This is a genomic window from Dietzia sp. IN118 (assembly GCF_032905965.1).
GTDB lineage: Bacteria > Actinomycetota > Actinomycetes > Mycobacteriales > Mycobacteriaceae > Dietzia > Dietzia kunjamensis.
Window position 1 is genome coordinate 2,207,193 of the sequence record NZ_JAUMSR010000001.1, and the last position, 17,572, is coordinate 2,224,764.

16 protein-coding genes are annotated in these 17,572 nt (G+C 71.7%); 4 read left to right on the forward strand and 12 right to left on the reverse strand.

All coding sequences use genetic code 11. From position 1 onward, the window contains the following. Nucleotides 1-48: 48 nt before the first annotated feature. Nucleotides 49-2,079, reverse strand: coding sequence for a DNA primase (gene dnaG, locus Q2K20_RS10630; protein WP_269503234.1), 2,031 nt, complete (start codon nt 2,077-2,079; stop codon nt 49-51). A 68-nt stretch (nt 2,080-2,147) separates the two neighbouring features. Here dnaG and Q2K20_RS10635 point away from each other — a divergent pair, with 68 nt between their 5' ends. Then, nucleotides 2,148-4,256: a TPM domain-containing protein gene (locus Q2K20_RS10635; protein ID WP_269503232.1), complete on the forward strand. Its 2,109-nt coding sequence runs from the start codon at nt 2,148-2,150 to the stop codon at nt 4,254-4,256. A gap of 4 nt (nt 4,257-4,260) precedes the next feature. Further along, on the forward strand, nt 4,261-5,601 hold the full coding sequence (locus Q2K20_RS10640) for a serine hydrolase domain-containing protein (protein WP_269503230.1): 1,341 nt from the start codon (nt 4,261-4,263) through the stop codon (nt 5,599-5,601). A gap of 21 nt (nt 5,602-5,622) precedes the next feature. Here the strand turns inward: Q2K20_RS10640 and Q2K20_RS10645 are convergent, their stop codons facing one another. The 3 genes from Q2K20_RS10645 to Q2K20_RS10655 form a co-directional block, all read right to left on the reverse strand. Next, entirely contained in the window at nt 5,623-6,885 is a 1,263-nt protein-coding gene (locus Q2K20_RS10645) for a deoxyguanosinetriphosphate triphosphohydrolase (protein ID WP_159148235.1), read from the reverse strand. Between the two features lie 77 nt (nt 6,886-6,962). Beyond that, nucleotides 6,963-7,580, reverse strand: coding sequence for a YdcF family protein (locus Q2K20_RS10650; RefSeq protein ID WP_269503250.1), 618 nt, complete (start codon nt 7,578-7,580; stop codon nt 6,963-6,965). A gap of 58 nt (nt 7,581-7,638) precedes the next feature. Then, nucleotides 7,639-9,033 (reverse strand): glycine--tRNA ligase, encoded by a 1,395-nt coding sequence (locus Q2K20_RS10655; RefSeq protein WP_317176790.1) that lies wholly within the window; start codon nt 9,031-9,033, stop codon nt 7,639-7,641. A gap of 187 nt (nt 9,034-9,220) precedes the next feature. Between Q2K20_RS10655 and Q2K20_RS10660 the strand changes: the two genes are divergently transcribed. Both Q2K20_RS10660 and Q2K20_RS10665 read left to right on the forward strand, forming a co-directional pair. Beyond that, complete coding sequence (locus tag Q2K20_RS10660) at nt 9,221-9,589, forward strand: ArsR/SmtB family transcription factor (protein WP_067719606.1); 369 nt, start codon at nt 9,221-9,223, stop codon at nt 9,587-9,589. A 4-nt stretch (nt 9,590-9,593) separates the two neighbouring features. Beyond that, the gene (locus Q2K20_RS10665) at nt 9,594-10,028 is read left to right on the forward strand and encodes a Fur family transcriptional regulator (RefSeq protein ID WP_119192832.1); all 435 of its coding nucleotides are present in this window, start codon (nt 9,594-9,596) and stop codon (nt 10,026-10,028) included. 15 nt (nt 10,029-10,043) lie between these two features. Here the strand turns inward: Q2K20_RS10665 and Q2K20_RS10670 are convergent, their stop codons facing one another. From Q2K20_RS10670 to dnaJ, 8 genes are all read right to left on the reverse strand, one after another. Next, complete coding sequence (locus Q2K20_RS10670; protein WP_119192831.1) at nt 10,044-10,856, reverse strand: isoprenyl transferase; 813 nt, start codon at nt 10,854-10,856, stop codon at nt 10,044-10,046. After that, nucleotides 10,831-11,628: a DNA repair protein RecO gene (gene recO, locus Q2K20_RS10675; RefSeq protein ID WP_096905746.1), complete on the reverse strand. Its 798-nt coding sequence runs from the start codon at nt 11,626-11,628 to the stop codon at nt 10,831-10,833. The genes Q2K20_RS10670 and recO overlap by 26 nt, the downstream gene beginning before the upstream one ends. Before the next feature lie 109 nt (nt 11,629-11,737). Continuing rightward, nucleotides 11,738-12,646, reverse strand: coding sequence for a GTPase Era (gene era, locus Q2K20_RS10680; protein WP_317176791.1), 909 nt, complete (start codon nt 12,644-12,646; stop codon nt 11,738-11,740). After that, the gene (locus tag Q2K20_RS10685) at nt 12,643-13,962 is read right to left on the reverse strand and encodes a hemolysin family protein (RefSeq protein WP_269503219.1); all 1,320 of its coding nucleotides are present in this window, start codon (nt 13,960-13,962) and stop codon (nt 12,643-12,645) included. Before Q2K20_RS10685 ends, era begins: the two co-directional genes overlap by 4 nt. A 3-nt stretch (nt 13,963-13,965) precedes the next feature. Then, a complete protein-coding gene (gene ybeY, locus Q2K20_RS10690) occupies nt 13,966-14,448 on the reverse strand; it encodes an rRNA maturation RNase YbeY (protein WP_007626431.1) in 483 nt (160 codons plus the stop codon). Next, nucleotides 14,445-15,599, reverse strand: a complete 1,155-nt coding sequence (locus Q2K20_RS10695; protein WP_269503214.1) for a PhoH family protein — start codon at nt 15,597-15,599, stop codon at nt 14,445-14,447. Before Q2K20_RS10695 ends, ybeY begins: the two co-directional genes overlap by 4 nt. Then, nucleotides 15,596-16,381, reverse strand: coding sequence for a 16S rRNA (uracil(1498)-N(3))-methyltransferase (locus Q2K20_RS10700; RefSeq protein ID WP_269503212.1), 786 nt, complete (start codon nt 16,379-16,381; stop codon nt 15,596-15,598). Before Q2K20_RS10700 ends, Q2K20_RS10695 begins: the two co-directional genes overlap by 4 nt. 7 nt (nt 16,382-16,388) lie before the next feature. Next, on the reverse strand, nt 16,389-17,552 hold the full coding sequence (gene dnaJ, locus Q2K20_RS10705; RefSeq protein ID WP_119192828.1) for a molecular chaperone DnaJ: 1,164 nt from the start codon (nt 17,550-17,552) through the stop codon (nt 16,389-16,391). Nucleotides 17,553-17,572: the final 20 nt, after the last annotated feature.

Consider the following 17,572-nt stretch of genomic DNA (forward strand, 5'->3'; position numbering starts at 1 on the left):
CGAGAACTCACCTTAGTGCGCCGCAGGCCGACGAACCAAATCGGCTGGTCAGGCGATGTCCGGAGTCGCGCCGACCGCCTGGTTCAACAGGCCGCGCCGGTACTCCTCCAGAGCCACCAGATCACCGAACAACGCCGAGTAGCCCTCGGGATCCTCCGCGGGGCTCATCCTCTGCACCTTGGACTTGAGGTCCGCGATCTGGCCCGAGACCCACACCTCCTGCAGCCGCGCCAGCACGCCGGAGATGTAGCGGGGCAAGGCCTCTTCGGATACGCGCAGCGTCTCCACCGCGAGGCTCCCGACCAGTCGGCGCAGCCCGTCGTCGCCCAGCCCCTCGGAGACCTCCGAGACCCAGTTCGCGCCGCTCTTGCCGGCCGCGCACCCCCCGGCCGTCGACAGTGCCTGCGCGATCGTGGCGTAGGCCGGGTGGGTGTAGCACTCCTCCGGCAGCGAGTCGAAGAGTGGACCCGCCAGGCCCGGGTACTGCAGGGCCGCCTTCACGGCCTCCCGCTGCGGCCACAGCACCGGGTCCGCCGCGGCGGGGATGGGCACGCCTGACGGCACCTCCGGCGTCTGCGGAGCTTCGCGGCCGCCGACCTCGTCGTCGTCGTATCCCCCACGTCCACGACCCGCGCCGCCCCCACGCTCGGCGGCGTCCCACCCCGGTCGTGCTCCCCCGCCCGGTCCACCGGGGGCGCGCTTGCGCAACCCGGGACCCGACCCGGCCGACCGCGCGCGACCCTTCTTGCGCGCCTCCTCGCGGACGCGGCGCACCACCGTCGCCGGGTCGTCCCAACCGACCCAGCCGGCGAGCTGGCGGGCGTACTCGTCACGCAGCGTCGAATCGCGGATGTCGGCCACCACCGGCACCGTGCGCCGCAGGGCCTCCACGCGCCCCTCGGCGTGGTCGAGGTCGTAGTCCTCCAGCATCGAGCGGATCGCGAACTCGAACATCGGCACCCGCGCGGACACGAGATCCCGCACCGCCGCGTCGCCCTTGTTCTGACGCAGGTCGCACGGATCCGTCCCCGGCGGGGCCACCGCCACGAACGTCCGGCCGGAGAACTGCTGGTCCCCCGAGAACGCCCGGAGCGCGGCCTTCTTGCCGGCTTCGTCGCCGTCGAACGTGTAGATGATCTCGCCGCGGAAGTAGTTGTCGTCCAACATCAGGCGCCGCAGCGTCGACAGGTGGTCCTCGCCGAACGCGGTGCCACACGCGGCGACCGCGGTCGTGACGCCGGCCGCGTGCATGGCCATGACGTCGGTGTAGCCCTCGACCACGACCGCGCGACGCTGCGAGGCGATCTCCCGCTTGGACAGGTCCAGACCGAACAACACCTGGGACTTCTTGTAGAGCATCGTCTCGGGCGTGTTCATGTACTTGCCCAGGGTGTCGTCCTCGAACAGCTTGCGCGCGCCGAACCCGATCACCTCGCCCCCGAGGTTGCGGATGGGCCACAGCAACCGGCGGTGGAAACGGTCGATGAGGGTGCCACGCGAACTCGTCTTGGACAGCCCGGCCGCCTCCAGCTCCTTGGGCTCGAACCCCTGGCGCATGAGGTGCTTGCTCATGGTGTCCCAGCCGGCGGGCGCGTACCCACAGCCGAAGTGCTGGGCCTGGGCCATGTCGAACCCGCGGTCGGTGAGGAAGGTGCGCGCCGTCTCCGCCTCCGGGTCCTGCGCCAGGCGCTCGGCGTAGAACTTCTGCGCGGCCGCGTTCGCCTGCGCCAGCCGGGACCGCGTGCCGCGATCGCGCTGGATGACCTGCCCGCCACCCTCGTAGGAGATGCGGTAGCCCAGCCGGTCGGCCAGCTGCTCCACCGCCTCCACGAAGCTGATGTGCTCCATCTTCATGAGGAACGCGAAGACGTCGCCACCCTCACCCGTGGAGAAGCAGTGGAAGTAGCCGTGCTGCGGACGCACGTGGAACGAGGGGGTCTTCTCGTCCTTGAACGGGGACAGCCCCTTGAGCGAGTCCGCGCCACCTGGTTTGAGCGCGACGTACTCGCCGACGATCTCCTCGATACGGGTGCGTTCGCGGATCGCGGCGATGTCCTGCTCCGGAATCCGCCCTGCCATGACGCCCAGAGTAGCCGCCTCCGGTGAGGACCGGCGTGCCCCCTGTTCGGGGCCGATACGCTGGGACCATGATCGCCGCCCAACTCCTGCCCGCCGCCGCCCGGCGACCCCGTTCCCGGTTCAGCCAGGCCCCGGTGACAGCGCTCGCGACGGTGGTCGCGTTCCTGGCCTGCGCGCTGGTGTGGGCCGCCCCCGGCGCCTCGGCCGAGCCCCCGTCGAACCTGCAGCAGCAGCTCACCGACTCCGCGGGGGTCCTCGGCGGTGACACCAGCGAGGTGGAGAGCCGACTGGCCGAACTGCGCTCGTCCGACCAGATCCAGCTGTGGGTGACGTTCGTCGACACCCTCGACGGCATCCCGGTCGAGCAGTGGACGCAGCAGACCCGGGAACTGTCCGACCTGGGCGCGTCCGACGCGCTGCTCGTAGTGGCCGTGGACGAGGGCAGGTACTGGTTCGAGTTCGACGACCCCGAGGCCTCGCCCACTGCCGATCAGCTGACCGCGCAAGAAATCGCCGACCGCGACATCGAACCGCGCCTTGCCACCGACGACTGGGCCGGAGCCGTCACCGGCGCGGCCGACGGGCTCGAACGCCAGGGCTCCGGCTCGGAGATCTCGCCGTTCGCCATCCTGGCCATCATCGTGGTGATCATCGCCCTCGTCGCGGCCGTGGTCCTGTTCGCCCGCCGGCGCCGCGCCACGCGGACGGCCAGGCAGGCCGAGGACGCCCGCGACATCCCCGGCGACGACACCGCCCGGATGTCCGCCCTGCCGGTGGAGGTCCTCGACGCGCGCGCCCGCTCCGGGCTGGCCGATGCCGACCAGTCGGTGGACGCCTCCACGGACGCCCTCGATACCGCCGCAGGCGAGTTCGGCGAGCTGCGTACCCGGCCGTTCCGCTCCGCGCTCGACTCGGCACGGGCCGAGGTCGCCGCCGCGCACGCACTCGTCCAGCGGCTCGATGACGACATCCCCGAGACGCCCGACCAGCGCAAGGCCATGCTGCTGGAGGTGGCCGCCCGCGCCGAACGCGCCGAACGCGGCCTCGAGGGACAGGCCACGGCCTTCGCCGAGATGCGCGACCTGCTCATCAACGGCGCGGCCTCCGTCGACACGCTCACCCGCCGCGCGGTCTCCCTGCGCGCCCGGCTCCCCGAGGCCGAGAAGACCATGGCGGACCTGCGCGAGCGGTTCCCGTCGGCCGTGCTCTCCTCCATCTCCGACAACCTCTCGCTGGCCGGGGAACTGCTCGACGCCGCGGAGGGCGAGACCGTACGCGCCCGCGCGGCACTGGCCCGGCCGGTGGGCGAACAGGGCGAGGCCGTGGACGCCATCACCTCCGCCGAAGGCGAGCTGTCCCGGGCCGAGAAGCTGGTCAACGGTGTCGAACACGCCGCCGATGACATCGCGACCGCGCGCCGCGACCTCGACCCGCTGATCGAGGAGGTCGAGGAGGAACTGACCATGGCCTCGCGGCTGCTGGCGTCGACCGACGTCAGTGACACCTCCAGCCGGACCCTCACGCAGGTGGCCGCCGCGGCGCGCGGGGCGGTCGACGCGGCCCGCCGCGACGGTCAGACCGATCCGCTGGGAACCTTCTCCCACCTCATCGACGTGGACCGCGACCTCGACGAGGCCCTGGCCGCCGCCGGGCACGAGGCCGAGGCCGCCAACCGCGCCCGGGCCGCCCGCCGGGCCGCGATCACCCGCGCCGCCGGAGCGGTCCGCGAGGCCGACGACTTCATCGGCAGCCGCTCGTACGTGATCGGCCAGGCCGCCCGCACGCGCCTCGCGGCCGCGAAGAGCTCGCTGGCGACCGCCGAGGGCACGGTCGGCCCAGCCGCGTTCCCCGCCGCCGAGCGCGCACTCAACCTCGCCCGCGAGGCGCTCCGTCTCGCGCAGAGCGACGCCTCCCGGCCCCAGTACTCCGGCGGCTACGGCGGGTACGGCGGCCGGGGCGGCCCGTACGGACGCGGCGGACGGCGCGGGTCCAGCACCGGCGCGATGGTCGGCGGCATGGTCGCCGGCGCGCTCATCCAGGGGATGCTCCGCGGCGGCGGTGGCGGCTTCGGTTCCGCCCGCGGCTTCGGCGGCGGCGGCCTCGGTGGCGGATTCGGCGGTGGCTTCGGAGGCGGCGGCGGTGGCTTCGGCGGCGGCGGCGCGGGCGGGCGGTTCTGACCCCATGACACGTCGTCGGAAGGCTCTCATCGCGGTGGTCGCGGTGGTCGCGCTCGTCGTCGCGGCCGTGGTCGCGGTGGGCGTCTGGTACCGGCCGATGCTGCTGACCGGCACCGGGTACGCCGCCCACAACGCCTGCGCCCTGCACTACCTCGTGGGCCGAGAGGACCACGACACCGACCTCCCGCCCAATCCGCTGGTCCCCGTCATGCGGACGTCGGTCGACGAGGACGCCGGGACCGCGACCGCCTCGGTGCTGGGGGTGGGCTTCCGGCAGACCGCCCACGTCTCCGAGCACGGCTGTGCCCTCGGTGACCGCGCGGCGGGATCGCAGTTCAGTGAGCCGCCCCCGCCGCTGCGCGGGGATGGCCCGGAGGGCATCCGCCTGGCAGAGGCGACCGACGCCCCGGACGAGGTCTCGTCGGCACTGGATGAGGCCGCGGCGCAGGAGGGGACGCGGGGCCTCGTCGTCGTCCATCGCGGCGAGATCCTTGGCGAGCGGTACGCCGACGGTTTCGGCCCCGACACCCGCCAGCTCGGCTGGTCCATGGCCAAGAGCGTGGCCTCCACTCTCGTCGGGCGCGCGCAGGTCGAGTTCCCCGACGCCGACCTCGACCCCGCCACCACCGGCCTGCGCCCCGAGTGGACCGACGGACGGTCGCAGATCTCGCTGGACCACCTGCTGCGTATGACCTCCGGCCTCGACTGGGACGAGGAGTACGACCTCGGCACACCCATCACCCGGATGCTGTTCCTCGAACCCGACATGGCCGCCTTCGCCGCCTCCCAACCGGCCGCCCACGCCCCCGGCGAGTTCCGCCAGTACTCGTCCGGCACGAGCAACATCGTCTGCGACCTGCTGCACGAACGCACCGGGCTGGGGCCGGAGATGGCCGAGGAACTGCTCTTCCGCCCGCTCGGGATGCGCAGCGCAGTCCTCGAGGCCGACGCCTCGGGCGGGTCGGTGTGTAGTTCGTACCTGTGGGCGAGCCCGCGCGACTGGGCGCGGTTCGGTCAGTTCGTGCTCGACGACGGCGAGGTGGACGGACAGCGGCTGCTGCCCGCGGGATGGATGGACTACGCGACGACCGGGGTCCCGGCGGGCGGCGAGCCCGAACCGTACGGCGCCCAGTGGTGGCTCAACACGGCCGGTGACGGGACCCCGCTCCGGTTCACGGGCATGCCGACCGACGCGTTCTGGGCCTCCGGGCACGACGGGCAGTACGTCGTGGTGGTCCCCTCCGCCGACCTCGTGGTGGTCCGCACCGGCTTCTCCCCCGGCTCGACACTCGACGAGGTGGGCGTGGACCGGCTGGTCGGCGACGTCGTGCGCGCGGTCGGCTGACGGGGGCCGGGCGCGGGCGGCTCAGCCCCAGGCGGCCTGGATGCCGGCGCTCGCCCGGTCGACCCGTTCGAGCCGGCTCTCGGTGTACAGGGCGATCTGGTCGACGATCACCCGCATCCGCGCGGCGTCGTCCGGGGCCGAATCCCACAGCGGGCGCAGGACCGGGTCGAGGCCCGCGGGCGCGGACTGGGCGAGGAACTCCGCCACCCGGTGGATCCGGTCCCGCTGGCGGTCCTGCCTCAAGCGGTGGCCGGGGTCGCTCATGACGTAGCGCACCGCCATCGTCTTGAGCATCACCACCTCGGCCTCGACCTCCACCGGCACCTCGAGATCCGCACTGTAGCGGCCGTGCGGCCTGGCCCCGTGCACCTCGCGGGTGGCGTGGATGGCGGGCATGACGAACCGCCCGACCAGCTCACTGGTCAAGGCCTTGAGCGCCACGAACCCGGTGAAGCTCTCGGAGAACGGCTGCACGGCGCGGACCACCTCGAGCGCACCGAGACGCCCGGCGGCCTGCTCCAGCTGATCGGCGTCCGGACCGCGGAACTCCTCCGCGCCCAGTTCCGCGAGCGCGGCGACCTCCGACCGGTCGGACAGCGAGCGCAGGTCCAGCCGGCCGGCGACGATCGCGTCCTCGACATCGTGGACCGAATAGGCGACGTCGTCGGAGAAGTCCATGATCTGGGCCTCGAGGCACCGGGTGTCCCCGGGAGCGCCTTGCCGGATCCACGCGAGGGTGTCCGCGTCATCGGTGTAGGCGCCGAACTTCCGCGTCCCCTCCCGCGGCAGCCACGGGTACTTGGTGGCGGCGTCCAGCGCGGCGCGGGTGAGGTTCAACCCCACCCCACGTCCGGAGGCGTCGACGACCTTGGGCTCGAGCCGCGACAGGATCCGGACGGTCTGGGCGTTGCCCTCGTAACCGCCGAACCCGCGCGCGACCTCGTCCAGCGCCCGCTCGCCGTTGTGGCCGTAGGGCGGGTGCCCGATGTCGTGGCTCAGGCCCGCCAGGTCCGCCAGGTCCGGGTCGCACCCCAGCCCGGCCGCGATACTGCGGGAGATCTGGGCGACCTCGAGCGAATGGGTGAGGCGGGTCCGCGGGGTGTCGCCGTCCCCGGGGCCGACCACCTGGGTCTTGTCGGCGAGCCGGCGCAATGCGGCCGAGTGCAGGACGCGGGCGCGGTCCCGGTCGAACGGGCTGCGTTCACTCGCCTTCCCGCGGGCGCGGCCGGAACCCTCGTCGACCCGGCGCTCGGCGTCCGCGGCGTCGTACGCGTATCCCGTCATCCACTTCTCCTCCGGGCGTCACCGCCCCGTCATCCCTGCGGCAGGCCGCATCCGCTCGCGCGACCCGCCCCGGCGGTTCAGTCCGGGAAGTCCACACTGCTCCCGGCGAGCCGGTGGTACTGGTACCAGAGCACCGCGCCCGTCTCCCGGATGATGCCCATGATCTGGTTCTCCCGGGTCCACACCGCCGGCCCGTGGCGGGTCGGCGAGGTCCACGCGTCCAGCCCCGCGTCCCGCGCCATCATGCGCGAGCGATACGAGTGCGTGGGGTCGCTGACCAGCACCACCGACTGCCCGCCCTGGTCGCGCACGGTCTGCGCCACGGCGTCCAGACTGCCCTCGGTGTTGGTCCCGGTCTCCACCGCCAGGATCACCTCCGGGGGCACGCCGAGGCGGGTCAGATAGGCCCGCCCCGACCCGGCCTCCGTGTACAGGTCACCCGGCTGGCTACCACCGACCGTGATGACCTGGGGCGCGACCCCCTCCTCGAAGAGCAGAGCCGCGTGCTCCAGCCGGGCCTGGAACACGGGGGTGGGGATGCCGTTGTACTGCGCCGCGCCCAGCACCACGATCGCGTCGGCCGGAGATCGATCGTCGACACGCGCCACGGACCACACCCGGAACGAGATGAATCCGGGTATGACCAGGCACAACAGCAGTGCGATGGCCAGGAGCCAGCCGATGGCCCTGGACACCGCACGGAGCGGGGACCGGGTTGTTCTTCTCACCCGACCAGTGTGCCAGGGGAGTCCGTCAGCACCCGATCAGGCGCTGGGCGAGGTACCCCTCGACCTGGTCGATCGCCACGCGCTCCTGCGCCATGGTGTCTCGCTCACGGATGGTCACGGCCTGGTCCTCCAGGGTGTCGAAGTCGACCGTGATGCAGAACGGGGTGCCGATCTCGTCGTGGCGGCGGTAGCGGCGACCGATGGCCTGGGCGTCGTCGAAGTCGACGTTCCAGTTCTTGCGCAGCTGGGCCGCCAGATCACGGGCCTTGGGCGACAGGTCCGCGTTGCGCGACAGCGGCAGCACCGCGGCCTTGACCGGCGCGAGCCGGCGGTCGAGCTTGAGCACCGTCCGGGTGTCCACTCCGCCCTTGGCGTTGGGCGCCTCGTCCTCCGTGTAGGCGTCCACGAGGAACGCCATGAGCGAGCGGGTCAGGCCGAAGCTCGGCTCGATGACGTAGGGGATGTACTTCTCACCCGAGGCCTGGTCGAAGTACTGCAGGTCCTCCCCGGAGTGGGTCTGGTGCTGCGTGAGGTCGTAGTCCGTGCGGTTGGCGATACCCATGAGTTCGCCCCACTCGTTGCCGGTGAACCCGAACTTGTACTCGAAGTCGATCGTGCCCGCCGAGTAGTGGGCGCGCTCGTCCTCCGGGACGTCGAAGCGACGCAGGTTCTGCGGGTCGATCCCCAGGTCCACGAACCAGTCCCAGCAGTCCTCGACCCACGTCGTGAAGTGCTCGTCCGCCTCCTCGGGCTTGACGAAGTACTCGATCTCCATCTGCTCGAACTCGCGGGTGCGGAAGATGAAGTTGCCGGGGGTGATCTCGTTGCGGAACGACTTGCCGATCTGGCCGATACCGAACGGCGGCTTGCGACGCGCGGTGGTCATGACGTTCTTGTAGTTGATGAAGATGCCCTGCGCGGTCTCCGGACGCAGGTAGTGCAGGCCGGTCTCGTTGTCCACGGGGCCGAGGAAGGTCTTCATCAGGCCCGAGAACAGCTGGGGCTCGGTCCACTGGCCCTTGTTCCCGCAGTTGGGGCAGGCGATCTCCGACATCGGGGCCTCGGACGGGTGATCCAGCTTCTTCTTGGCGGCGTACGCCTCCTGGAGATGGTCCTGACGCAGCCGGGTGTGGCAGGACCTGCACTCGACCAGGGGGTCGGTGAACGTCTCGACGTGGCCGGAGGCCTGCCACACCTGGCGGGGCAGGATGATCGACGAGTCCAGGCCCACCACGTCGTCCCGGCCGGTGACGAAGGTGCGCCACCACTGCTTCTTGATGTTGTCCTTGAGCTCCACACCCAGGGGGCCGTAGTCCCACGCCGAGCGCGTACCGCCGTAGATCTCGCCACATTGGTACACCAGTCCTCGGCGCTTGCAGAGGTTGACGACGGTGTCGATGACGGAAGCTGAGGCTGCCACGTCGGGGGTTCTCCCTTGGTGAGTCGGTTGGCGGAGGCGTCGGGTGGACCACCTCGGCGCGGGCCGGCGCCCGGGCACTTTCACCAGGGTATCCGGTCGGCCCCCCGGGTCTGGGATACTGGGGTCCCCTACCCGATACGACGCCGGCGGCGACCGAGCCCGGGAGCGAGCCCGGAAGGTGGAGACGATGCACAGCGGACCCCGATCGACCGGATCCGACCCGGTCACGGACGTCCACGACGCCGACCACCGGGCCTCCCCGGTCCCCCTGCCGCCCGAGCGGGTGGTGTCCGCGGCAGGAGAACTGCTCCGGGCCCTGTCCGCCCCGCTGCGTATCGCGATCGTGCTGCAGCTCCGGGACGGTCCCCGGTGCGTGCACGAGTTGGTCGACGCACTTGGCGTCACCCAGCCGCTGGTCAGTCAGCACCTGCGCATCCTCAAGTCCTCCGGCGTGGTCTCCTCCCACCGGCAGGGTCGGGAAATGCGCTACGAACTATTGGACGAGCATCTGCTCGACATCGTCGAGGCGGCCGTCGGGCACGCCGGGGAGCAGTAGATCCATGACGACACCGGACAAGCCGATCGGCGTGCGGTCGACTCGCCAACGCAGCGCGATCTCCGCTCTGCTCGACGAGTCCAAGGGCTTCCGTTCCGCCCAGGACCTGCACGCCGAACTCCGCGAGCGCGGCGACACGATCGGGCTGACCACCGTGTACCGGACCCTGCAGTCGATGGCCGACGCGGAGGCCGTCGACGTGCTGCGGACCGACTCCGGGGAACTGATCTTCCGGAAGTGCTCCGACTCGCACCACCATCACCTGGTGTGCCGCGTCTGCGGGTTCACCGTGGAGGTCGAGGAGCCGGGGGTCGAGGTGTGGGCCCATCGCGCGGGCCGGGCACACGGGTTCACCGACGTCAGCCACACCGTCGAACTGTTCGGCCTGTGCGCGGAGTGCGCGGCGGGCCAGGCGGGCGGGGCTGGCCTGGCTGACTGACCGGGCGCCCGCGAGTCAGGGGCTGGTGACGCCGCCGAAGCGCCGGTCGCGCTCGGCGTACTCCAGGCACGCCGCCCACAGGTCGCGGCGGTCGAAGTCCGGGAACAGCGTGTCCTGGAAGACGAACTCGGCGTAGGCGGCCTGCCACAGCATGAAGTTGGACGTGCGCAGCTCTCCGGACGGCCGCAGGAACAGGTCCACGTCCGGCATGTCCGGCTCGTCGAGGAACTGGGAGAAGTTGTCCTCCGTGAGGTCGTCGGGCGAGAGTTCGCCGGCGGCCACGCGGCGGGCGAAGTCGCGGGCGGCGTCGACGATCTCGGCGCGACCCCCGTAGTTCACGCACATGGCCAGGGTCATGACCGTGTTGTCGCGGGTGAGCTCCTCGGCCTCCTCGAGTTCCGAGATCACCGACCGCCACAGCCGGGGTCGCTGCCCCGCCCACCGGACCCGCACCCCCAGCGAGTGCATCTCGTCCCGGCGGCGGCGCAGGACGTCCCGGTTGAAGCCCATGAGGAATCGGACCTCCTCGGGACTGCGCTTCCAGTTCTCGGTCGAGAAGGCGTAGGCGGACAGGTACGGGATACCCATCTCGATGCAGCCCTGCACGACGTCCATGAGCACGGCCTCGCCGCGCTTGTGCCCCTCGGTGCGGGGCAGACCGCGCTCCTGCGCCCAGCGGCCGTTGCCGTCCATGACCAGCGCGACGTGGCGCGGCACGAACTCGGCCGGGATGGCCGGCGGGCGGGCACCCGACGCGTGCGGGGTGGGTGGCCGGACCGTGGTCGACCGCGGGGCGGGACGCTTACGAAATCTGGGTAGTCCGGGCACGGGACTCCTCTACTGGCTCGACGGGGCCGACCGTGCCGCGGTCGACCAGGGGCAGGCTGCGCAGGTCTCGTTCGAGATGCCACTGCAGGTGTGCGGCGGCGATGCCGGAGGCCTGGCGCACGACGGCGGGCGAGGACACCCCGACGGCGTCCCACTCCCCCGCCAGCAGCGCGGACAGGTGCTCGGCGACACCGGGTGAGAGCATCGCGCATCCCTGCGGGCGGCAGTGCACGCACACGGTCCCGCCGGACGCGACGTGGAAGGCCCGGTGCGGGCCCACCACGCCGCAGCGCACGCAGCAGTCCAGGACGGGCTCCCAGCCGGAGGCGGACATGGCACGCAGGAGGAACGCGTCGGCGACCAGTCCGGGCTCGCGGCGGTGCTCGGCCAGGGAGCGCAGGGCGTTCACGGCGAGGCCGAGCAGCCGCGGGGTGGGCGCCCCCTCCTCGCCCGCGAGGCGCTCGGCGGTCTCCAGGACCACGCACCCGGAGGTGTACGCCGGGTAGTCCGCCACCAGCGGACGAGCCAGGGACTCACGGCTGCTGGCCTGGCGGACGGTCCCGAGCCCACTGCGACCGCGGCCCGGAGCGATCTGCACCTCCACCACCGCGAACGGCTCGAGGCTCGCGCCCATCCGGGACCGGGTGCGGCGCACGGCCCGGGCGACGGCGCGGACGAGCCCGTGCCGCTCGGTCAGCAGGGTGACGATCCGGTCGGCCTCACCGAGGTCGTAGGTGCGCACGACGAGGCCCGTGTCGGTGAAGGGATGCATCCGGGCCTCCTTCCGGGGCGATGTCCGGGCGGGCGCGCACGCGGGTGCGTGCGCGGGTGCGGGCGCGCTCAGGTGTCCAGTGTCCCACGGGCCAAGAGCCGTGGAGAGGCTAGAAGCCCAGGCGTCCCAGCATCTTGGGGTCGCGCTGCCACTCCTTGAGGACCTTGACGTGCAGGTCGAGGTAGACCTTGGTGCCGAGCAGCTTCTCGATGCCGGCGCGGGCGGTAGTGCCGACCTCGCGCATCCGCGAACCGCCCTTGCCCAGGACGATCGACTTCTGGCTCTGCCGTTCCACGTAGACGGTGGCGTGGACGTCCACCATGTCGTCGCGGCCCTCGTGCGGCAGGATCTCCTCGATCGACACGGCGATCGAGTGGGGCAGCTCGTCGCGGACGCCCTCGAGGGCCGCCTCGCGGATGAGCTCGGCCATGCGGCTCTCGTCGGACTCCTCGGTGATGATGTCGTCGGGGTAGAACTGGGGCCCCTCGGGCAGCAGGGTGGCGATGACGTCGGCCACCACGTCGACCTGCTCGCCGGACGCGGCCGACACCGGGACGACCTCCGAGTCCGGTCCGAGGAACTTCGATACGGCCACGAGCTGCTCCATGACCTTCTTCTTGGAGACGGTGTCGATCTTGGTCACCAGCCCGAGCACCGGCGTGGTGGGGCACAGCGTGCGGACCTGCTCGAGGATCCAGCGGTCCCCGGGGCCGATGCGCTCCCCGGCGGGGATGCACAGGCCGATGAGGTCGACGTCGGAGTAGGTGTCCTCGACCAGCGCGTTGAGCCGCTCGCCGAGCAGGGTGCGGGGGCGGTGCAGTCCGGGGGTGTCGACCAGGATGATCTGGGCGTCCGGCCGGTGCACGATCCCGCGGATCGCGTGCCGGGTGGTCTGGGGCCGCGAGGAGGTGATGGCGATCTTCTCCCCCACGAGCGCGTTGGTCAGCGTGGACTTGCCGGTGTTGGGCCGGCCCACGAAGCTGACGAACCCGCTCCGGTAGCCCTCGGGGGTGCTCATCTGTTCTCCTCGTCGTGATCCTGGGTGTCGTGCTCGTTCGTCTCGACGGGCGTGGCCACCACGGTGACCACCTTGACCCGTCCGCGCCGGTCGTGGCCGCCCTCGGCGTGCAGGTCGAGTCCGGTGGACACGACGTGCGCGCCGGGAAGCGGGACGCGCCCGAGCTCCAGGGCGAGGAGCCCGCCCAGGGTCTCGACCTCCTCGGTCACCTCGTCGGCGAACTCGACGTCGAACAGCTCGGCCACCTCGTCCAGTCCGAGCCGGGCGGACAGGCGGTAGCGCCCGTCGCCGAGGTCCTCGACGGGCGGCACCTCGGTGGTGTCGTACTCGTCGACGATCTCCCCGACGATCTCCTCGAGGATGTCCTCGATGGAGACCAGCCCGGCGGTCCCGCCGTACTCGTCGACGAGGATCGCCAGGTGGTTGTGGTCCCGCTGCATCTCGCTCAGCAGGTCGTCGATCCGCTTGGCGTCGGGCACGAACACCGCGGGGCGCATCACGTCGGCCACCGGGGCGGCGCGCCCGTCCGGGTCGTCGAGACGGGCGACGATGTCGCGCAGGTAGACGACGCCCACCACGTCGTCGGAGTTGTCCCCGTCGACCACCGGGATACGCGAGTACCCGGACTTCACGGTGAGTCGCGCGGCCTGGCCGACCGTCTTGTCGGACTCGATCCACACCATCTCGGTGCGCGGGGTCATCACCTCGCGCGCGGTGGTGTCGCCGAGTTCGAACACCGACTGGATCATGCGGGACTCGTCGTCGGCCACGACCCCGCGCTCGCGGGCCATGTCGACGATCTCGAGCAGCTCGATCTCGGAGGCGAACGGTCCGTTGCGGAAACCGCCGCCGGGGGTGACGGCGTTGCCCAGGCCGACGAGCAGGGTGGCGACGGGGCCCAGGACGAACCCGGTCACGGTCAGCGGGGTCGCGGCGCCCAGGGCGAGGGAGTAGGCGTGTTGTCGGCCGAGGGTGCGGGGTCCGACCCCGGCCACGATGTAGGCGGCGACGGTGGTCACCACGACGGCGACGGCCAGCGCCCAGCCCGTGGAGTCGATGAGGTCGTTGAACACGACGGTGAACAACACCGCCGCGGCCACCAGGCTCAGCATGTGGAGCAGGACGGTGACGTTGATGTACCGCGGCCGGGTGGCGAGCATCTTCGACAACCGCGTCGCGCCGTGACGGTTCTCCTTGTCCATCTCCTCGACGCGGGCCACCGAGACCGTGCTCAGGGCGGCGTCGAGGGCGGCGAACAGTCCGGCGACGGGGATGAGCACCACGGCCGCGACGGCCGTGAGGATGGTGGTGTCCACGTCTCAGGCGTCCACTCTCGGGGACTCGTCGCGGTGGTCGTACCACTCGCCCAGCAGTTCGTTCTGGAGGCCGAACATCTCCCGTTCCTCGGCGGGCTCCGCGTGGTCGTACCCCAGCAGGTGCAGGCACCCGTGGACGGTGAGCAGCGCGAGCTCGTGCGCGAGGGGATGGCCGGAGCTGGCGGCCTGGTCCGCGGCGAACGCCGGGCACAGGACGATGTCGCCGAGCATGGCCGGTCCGGGTTCGGGCAGGTCGGGTCGGCCTCCGGGCGTGAGCTCGTCCATGGGGAAGCTCATGACGTCGGTGGGGCCGGGCAGGTTCATCCACGTCACGTGGAGATCGGCCATCGTGTCCTTGTCGACGAGGGTGATCGACAGTTCGGCGGCCGGGTGGACGTCCATCCGGGCGATCACGAACGCGGCCACGTCGATGAGTTCTGCCTCGTCGACCTCCACGCCCGACTCGTTGGCGACCTCGATGCTCATCGGCGGCGCTGCTCCCTGTTCTTGTGGATGGTGGGGCGCTCGCCTCGTTCGAGGCGCGCTTCGTGCTTGGCGTAGGCGTCGACGATCCGCCCGACCAGCGCGTGACGGATGACGTCGCGGGAGGTCAGTTCGGAGAAGTGGATGTCGTCGACCCCGGTGAGGATGTCGCGGACGACCTTCAGTCCCGAGCGTTGCCCGCCGGGAAGGTCGATCTGCGTGATGTCCCCGGTCACGACGATCTTCGAGCCGAAGCCGAGCCTGGTGAGAAACATCTTCATCTGCTCGGGCGTGGTGTTCTGCGCCTCGTCGAGGATGATGAACGAGTCGTTGAGGGTCCGCCCGCGCATGTACGCCAGCGGCGCCACCTCGATCACCCCGGCCGCCATGAGCTTCGGGATGGCCTCGGGGTCCATCATGTCGTGCAGCGAGTCGTACAGCGGCCGCAGGTACGGGTCGATCTTCTCGTGCAGGGTGCCGGGCAGGTAGCCCAGGCGTTCGCCGGCCTCGACCGCGGGCCGGGTGAGGATGATGCGGCTGACCTCCTTGGCGCGGAGCGCGGCGACGGCCTTGGCCATGGCGAGGTAGGTCTTGCCGGTGCCGGCGGGGCCCAGTCCGAACACGATCGTGTGGTCGTCGATGGCGTCGACGTACCGCTTCTGGCCGAGGGTCTTGGGCCGGATCATGCCGCCGCGGCGCGACAGGACGTCGGTGCCGAGCACCTCCTCGGGCGTGAGCGGCCCCGAGTCGGCGAGGATCTCCACCGAGCGGCGCACCGAGGCGGGGGTGATCTCCACTCCCCTGCGGGCCTGCCGCAGCAGGTCGGACACGACCCGGGAGGCACGGTCCACGTGGGGCGGATCGCCCGAGATGGTCATGGTGCCACCCCGCACGTGCAGGTCCGCGTCGAGCAGGTCCTCGAGGGCGCGGAGGTTGGCGTCGGCGGTGCCGAGCACCGCCATCGCCAGGTCCGGGTCCAGTTGGACGGCCGTGCGGGCGGAGGAGTCGCCGGTGTCGCGTCGGACGCCACCGGTGTCGGTGGCCGTGGCGGGATCCCGGTCGTTCCCGGTGGCGCTGTCGTTTCCGGTGGCGCTGTCGTTCCCGGTGGCTCTGTCGTTTCCTGCGGTGCTTACGTGGATCACTTCCCGTGTCATGGTGAGGTTGGATCGAGTGTAGACCCCGCGGGCGACCATCTCGGTGTGAGAACGCCGAGTGCGGCCAGCGCCACGGTGGCGGCGGTGGAGGTGCGGAGCACCTCCGGGCCCAGGACGACGGGCCGGGCGCCTGCCGCGGTCAGTGCGTCGAGTTCGGCGTCGGAGACCCCGCCCTCGGGGCCGACGACGACGAGGATCCGCGTCGCCGGCGGGCCCGCGGTGACCGCGTCGGCGAAACCGGCGGCGCCGTCCTCGTGCAGGACGAGTGCGCGGGCGCCCGCGTCGACCTCGGAGGCGACCAGGGCGGCGAGGGCGGTCGAGTCGACGAGGTCGCCGATCTCGGGCTCCCACGCCCGCCGCGACTGCTTGGCTGCGGCGCGGGCGGCGTTGGTCCACTTGGTGCGGCCCTTGTCGACCTTGGGGCCGGTCCAGCGGCTCACGCAGCGGTCGGCCTGCCACGGCACGATCCGGTCGGCTCCGGCCTCGGTGGCCAGCTCGACAGCCAGCTCGGACCGCTCGGATTTGGGCAGGGCCTGCACGACGGTGACCTCCGGGGTGGGGCGTGGGACGTCGACCCGGGTGACGACCTCCGCCTCGACCCTGCCGGAACTCGTCGTCATCACCACACAGTCCGCCACCACTCCCCGACCGTCACCGACCCGGACGGCCTCCCCCACCCGGACGCGGAGCGCGGATCCGGCGTGCCGGCCCTCCGGCCCGTCGAGCACCAGTGTCTCGCCGACACCGGGGACCGTCCCGGCCCGGAACAACGACGGGGTCACGGGCGCCTCAGTGCCCCGCGACGGCGTCGCGCAGGCGGGAGAACAGGCCACCGCGGCGGGCGGTGTCCTCGTTGACGACCTCGGCCGAGTCGCCGTCGAGGCGGCGCAGCTGCTCGACCAGGTCGCGGCGCTTGCGGTCCAGCTTCTCCGGGACCACGACCTCCATGTGGACCGTGAGGTCGCCGGCGCCGCCGCCGCGCACGCGGGGCATCCCACGGCCGGTCAGCGTGACGGTGTGACCGGGTTGGGTACCGGACGGGATGTCGATCGTCAGGGGCTCGCCCACGACGGTCTCGAGTTCGACCTCGCCGCCCAGCATGGCGTCGACGACGGGCACGCGGACGGTGCAGTGCAAGTCCTCGCCGTCGCGGACGAACACCGGGTGGTTGCGCTCGTTGACCTCGATGTATAGGTCGCCGGCGGGACCGCCACCGGGACCGACCTCACCCTGCCCGGACAGGCGGATGCGCATGCCGCCGCCGACGCCGGCGGGGATCTTGGCCGAGACGGTGCGGCGCTTGCGGACGCGGCCCTGGCCGGTGCACTCACCGCACGGGTCGGTGATGATCTCGCCGGTGCCCGCGCAGGTGGGGCACGGGCGGCTGGTCATGATGTTGCCGAGCAGCGACCGCTGGACGGACTGGATCTCGCCCTGGCCCTGACACATTCCACACGTGGCCGGCGGCGTGTCCGTGGCCGACCCCTTGCCGTGGCACTTCTCGCACAGCACGGCGGTGTCGACCTGGATCTCCTTGGTGACTCCGGTGGCGCACTCGTCCAGGCCCAGGGTCACGCGGATGAGGGCGTCCGAGCCGGGCTGCACGCGGCTGCGCGGACCGCGGCCGCCGCCGCCTCCCCCGCCGCCGCCGAAGAAGGCCTCGAACACGTCACCGAGGCCGCCGCTGCCGAAGCCACCACCGAAGCCGCCGCCGCCGTAACCGGCGCCGGGCGAGGAGTCCAGCGGGTCGCCGCCCATGTCGACGACCCGGCGCTTCTCGGGGTCGGTGAGCACCTCGTAGATCGCGGTGATCTCACTGAACTTCTCACGCGCCTCGTCCGACGGGTTGACGTCGGGGTGGAGCTCCCGGGCGAGCTTGCGGTAGGCGCGCTTGATCTCGGATTCCGAGGCGCCCCTATCGACCCCGAGGGTCCCGTAGTAGTCGCGTGACACGTGTGGCCTTTCGTCGAGAG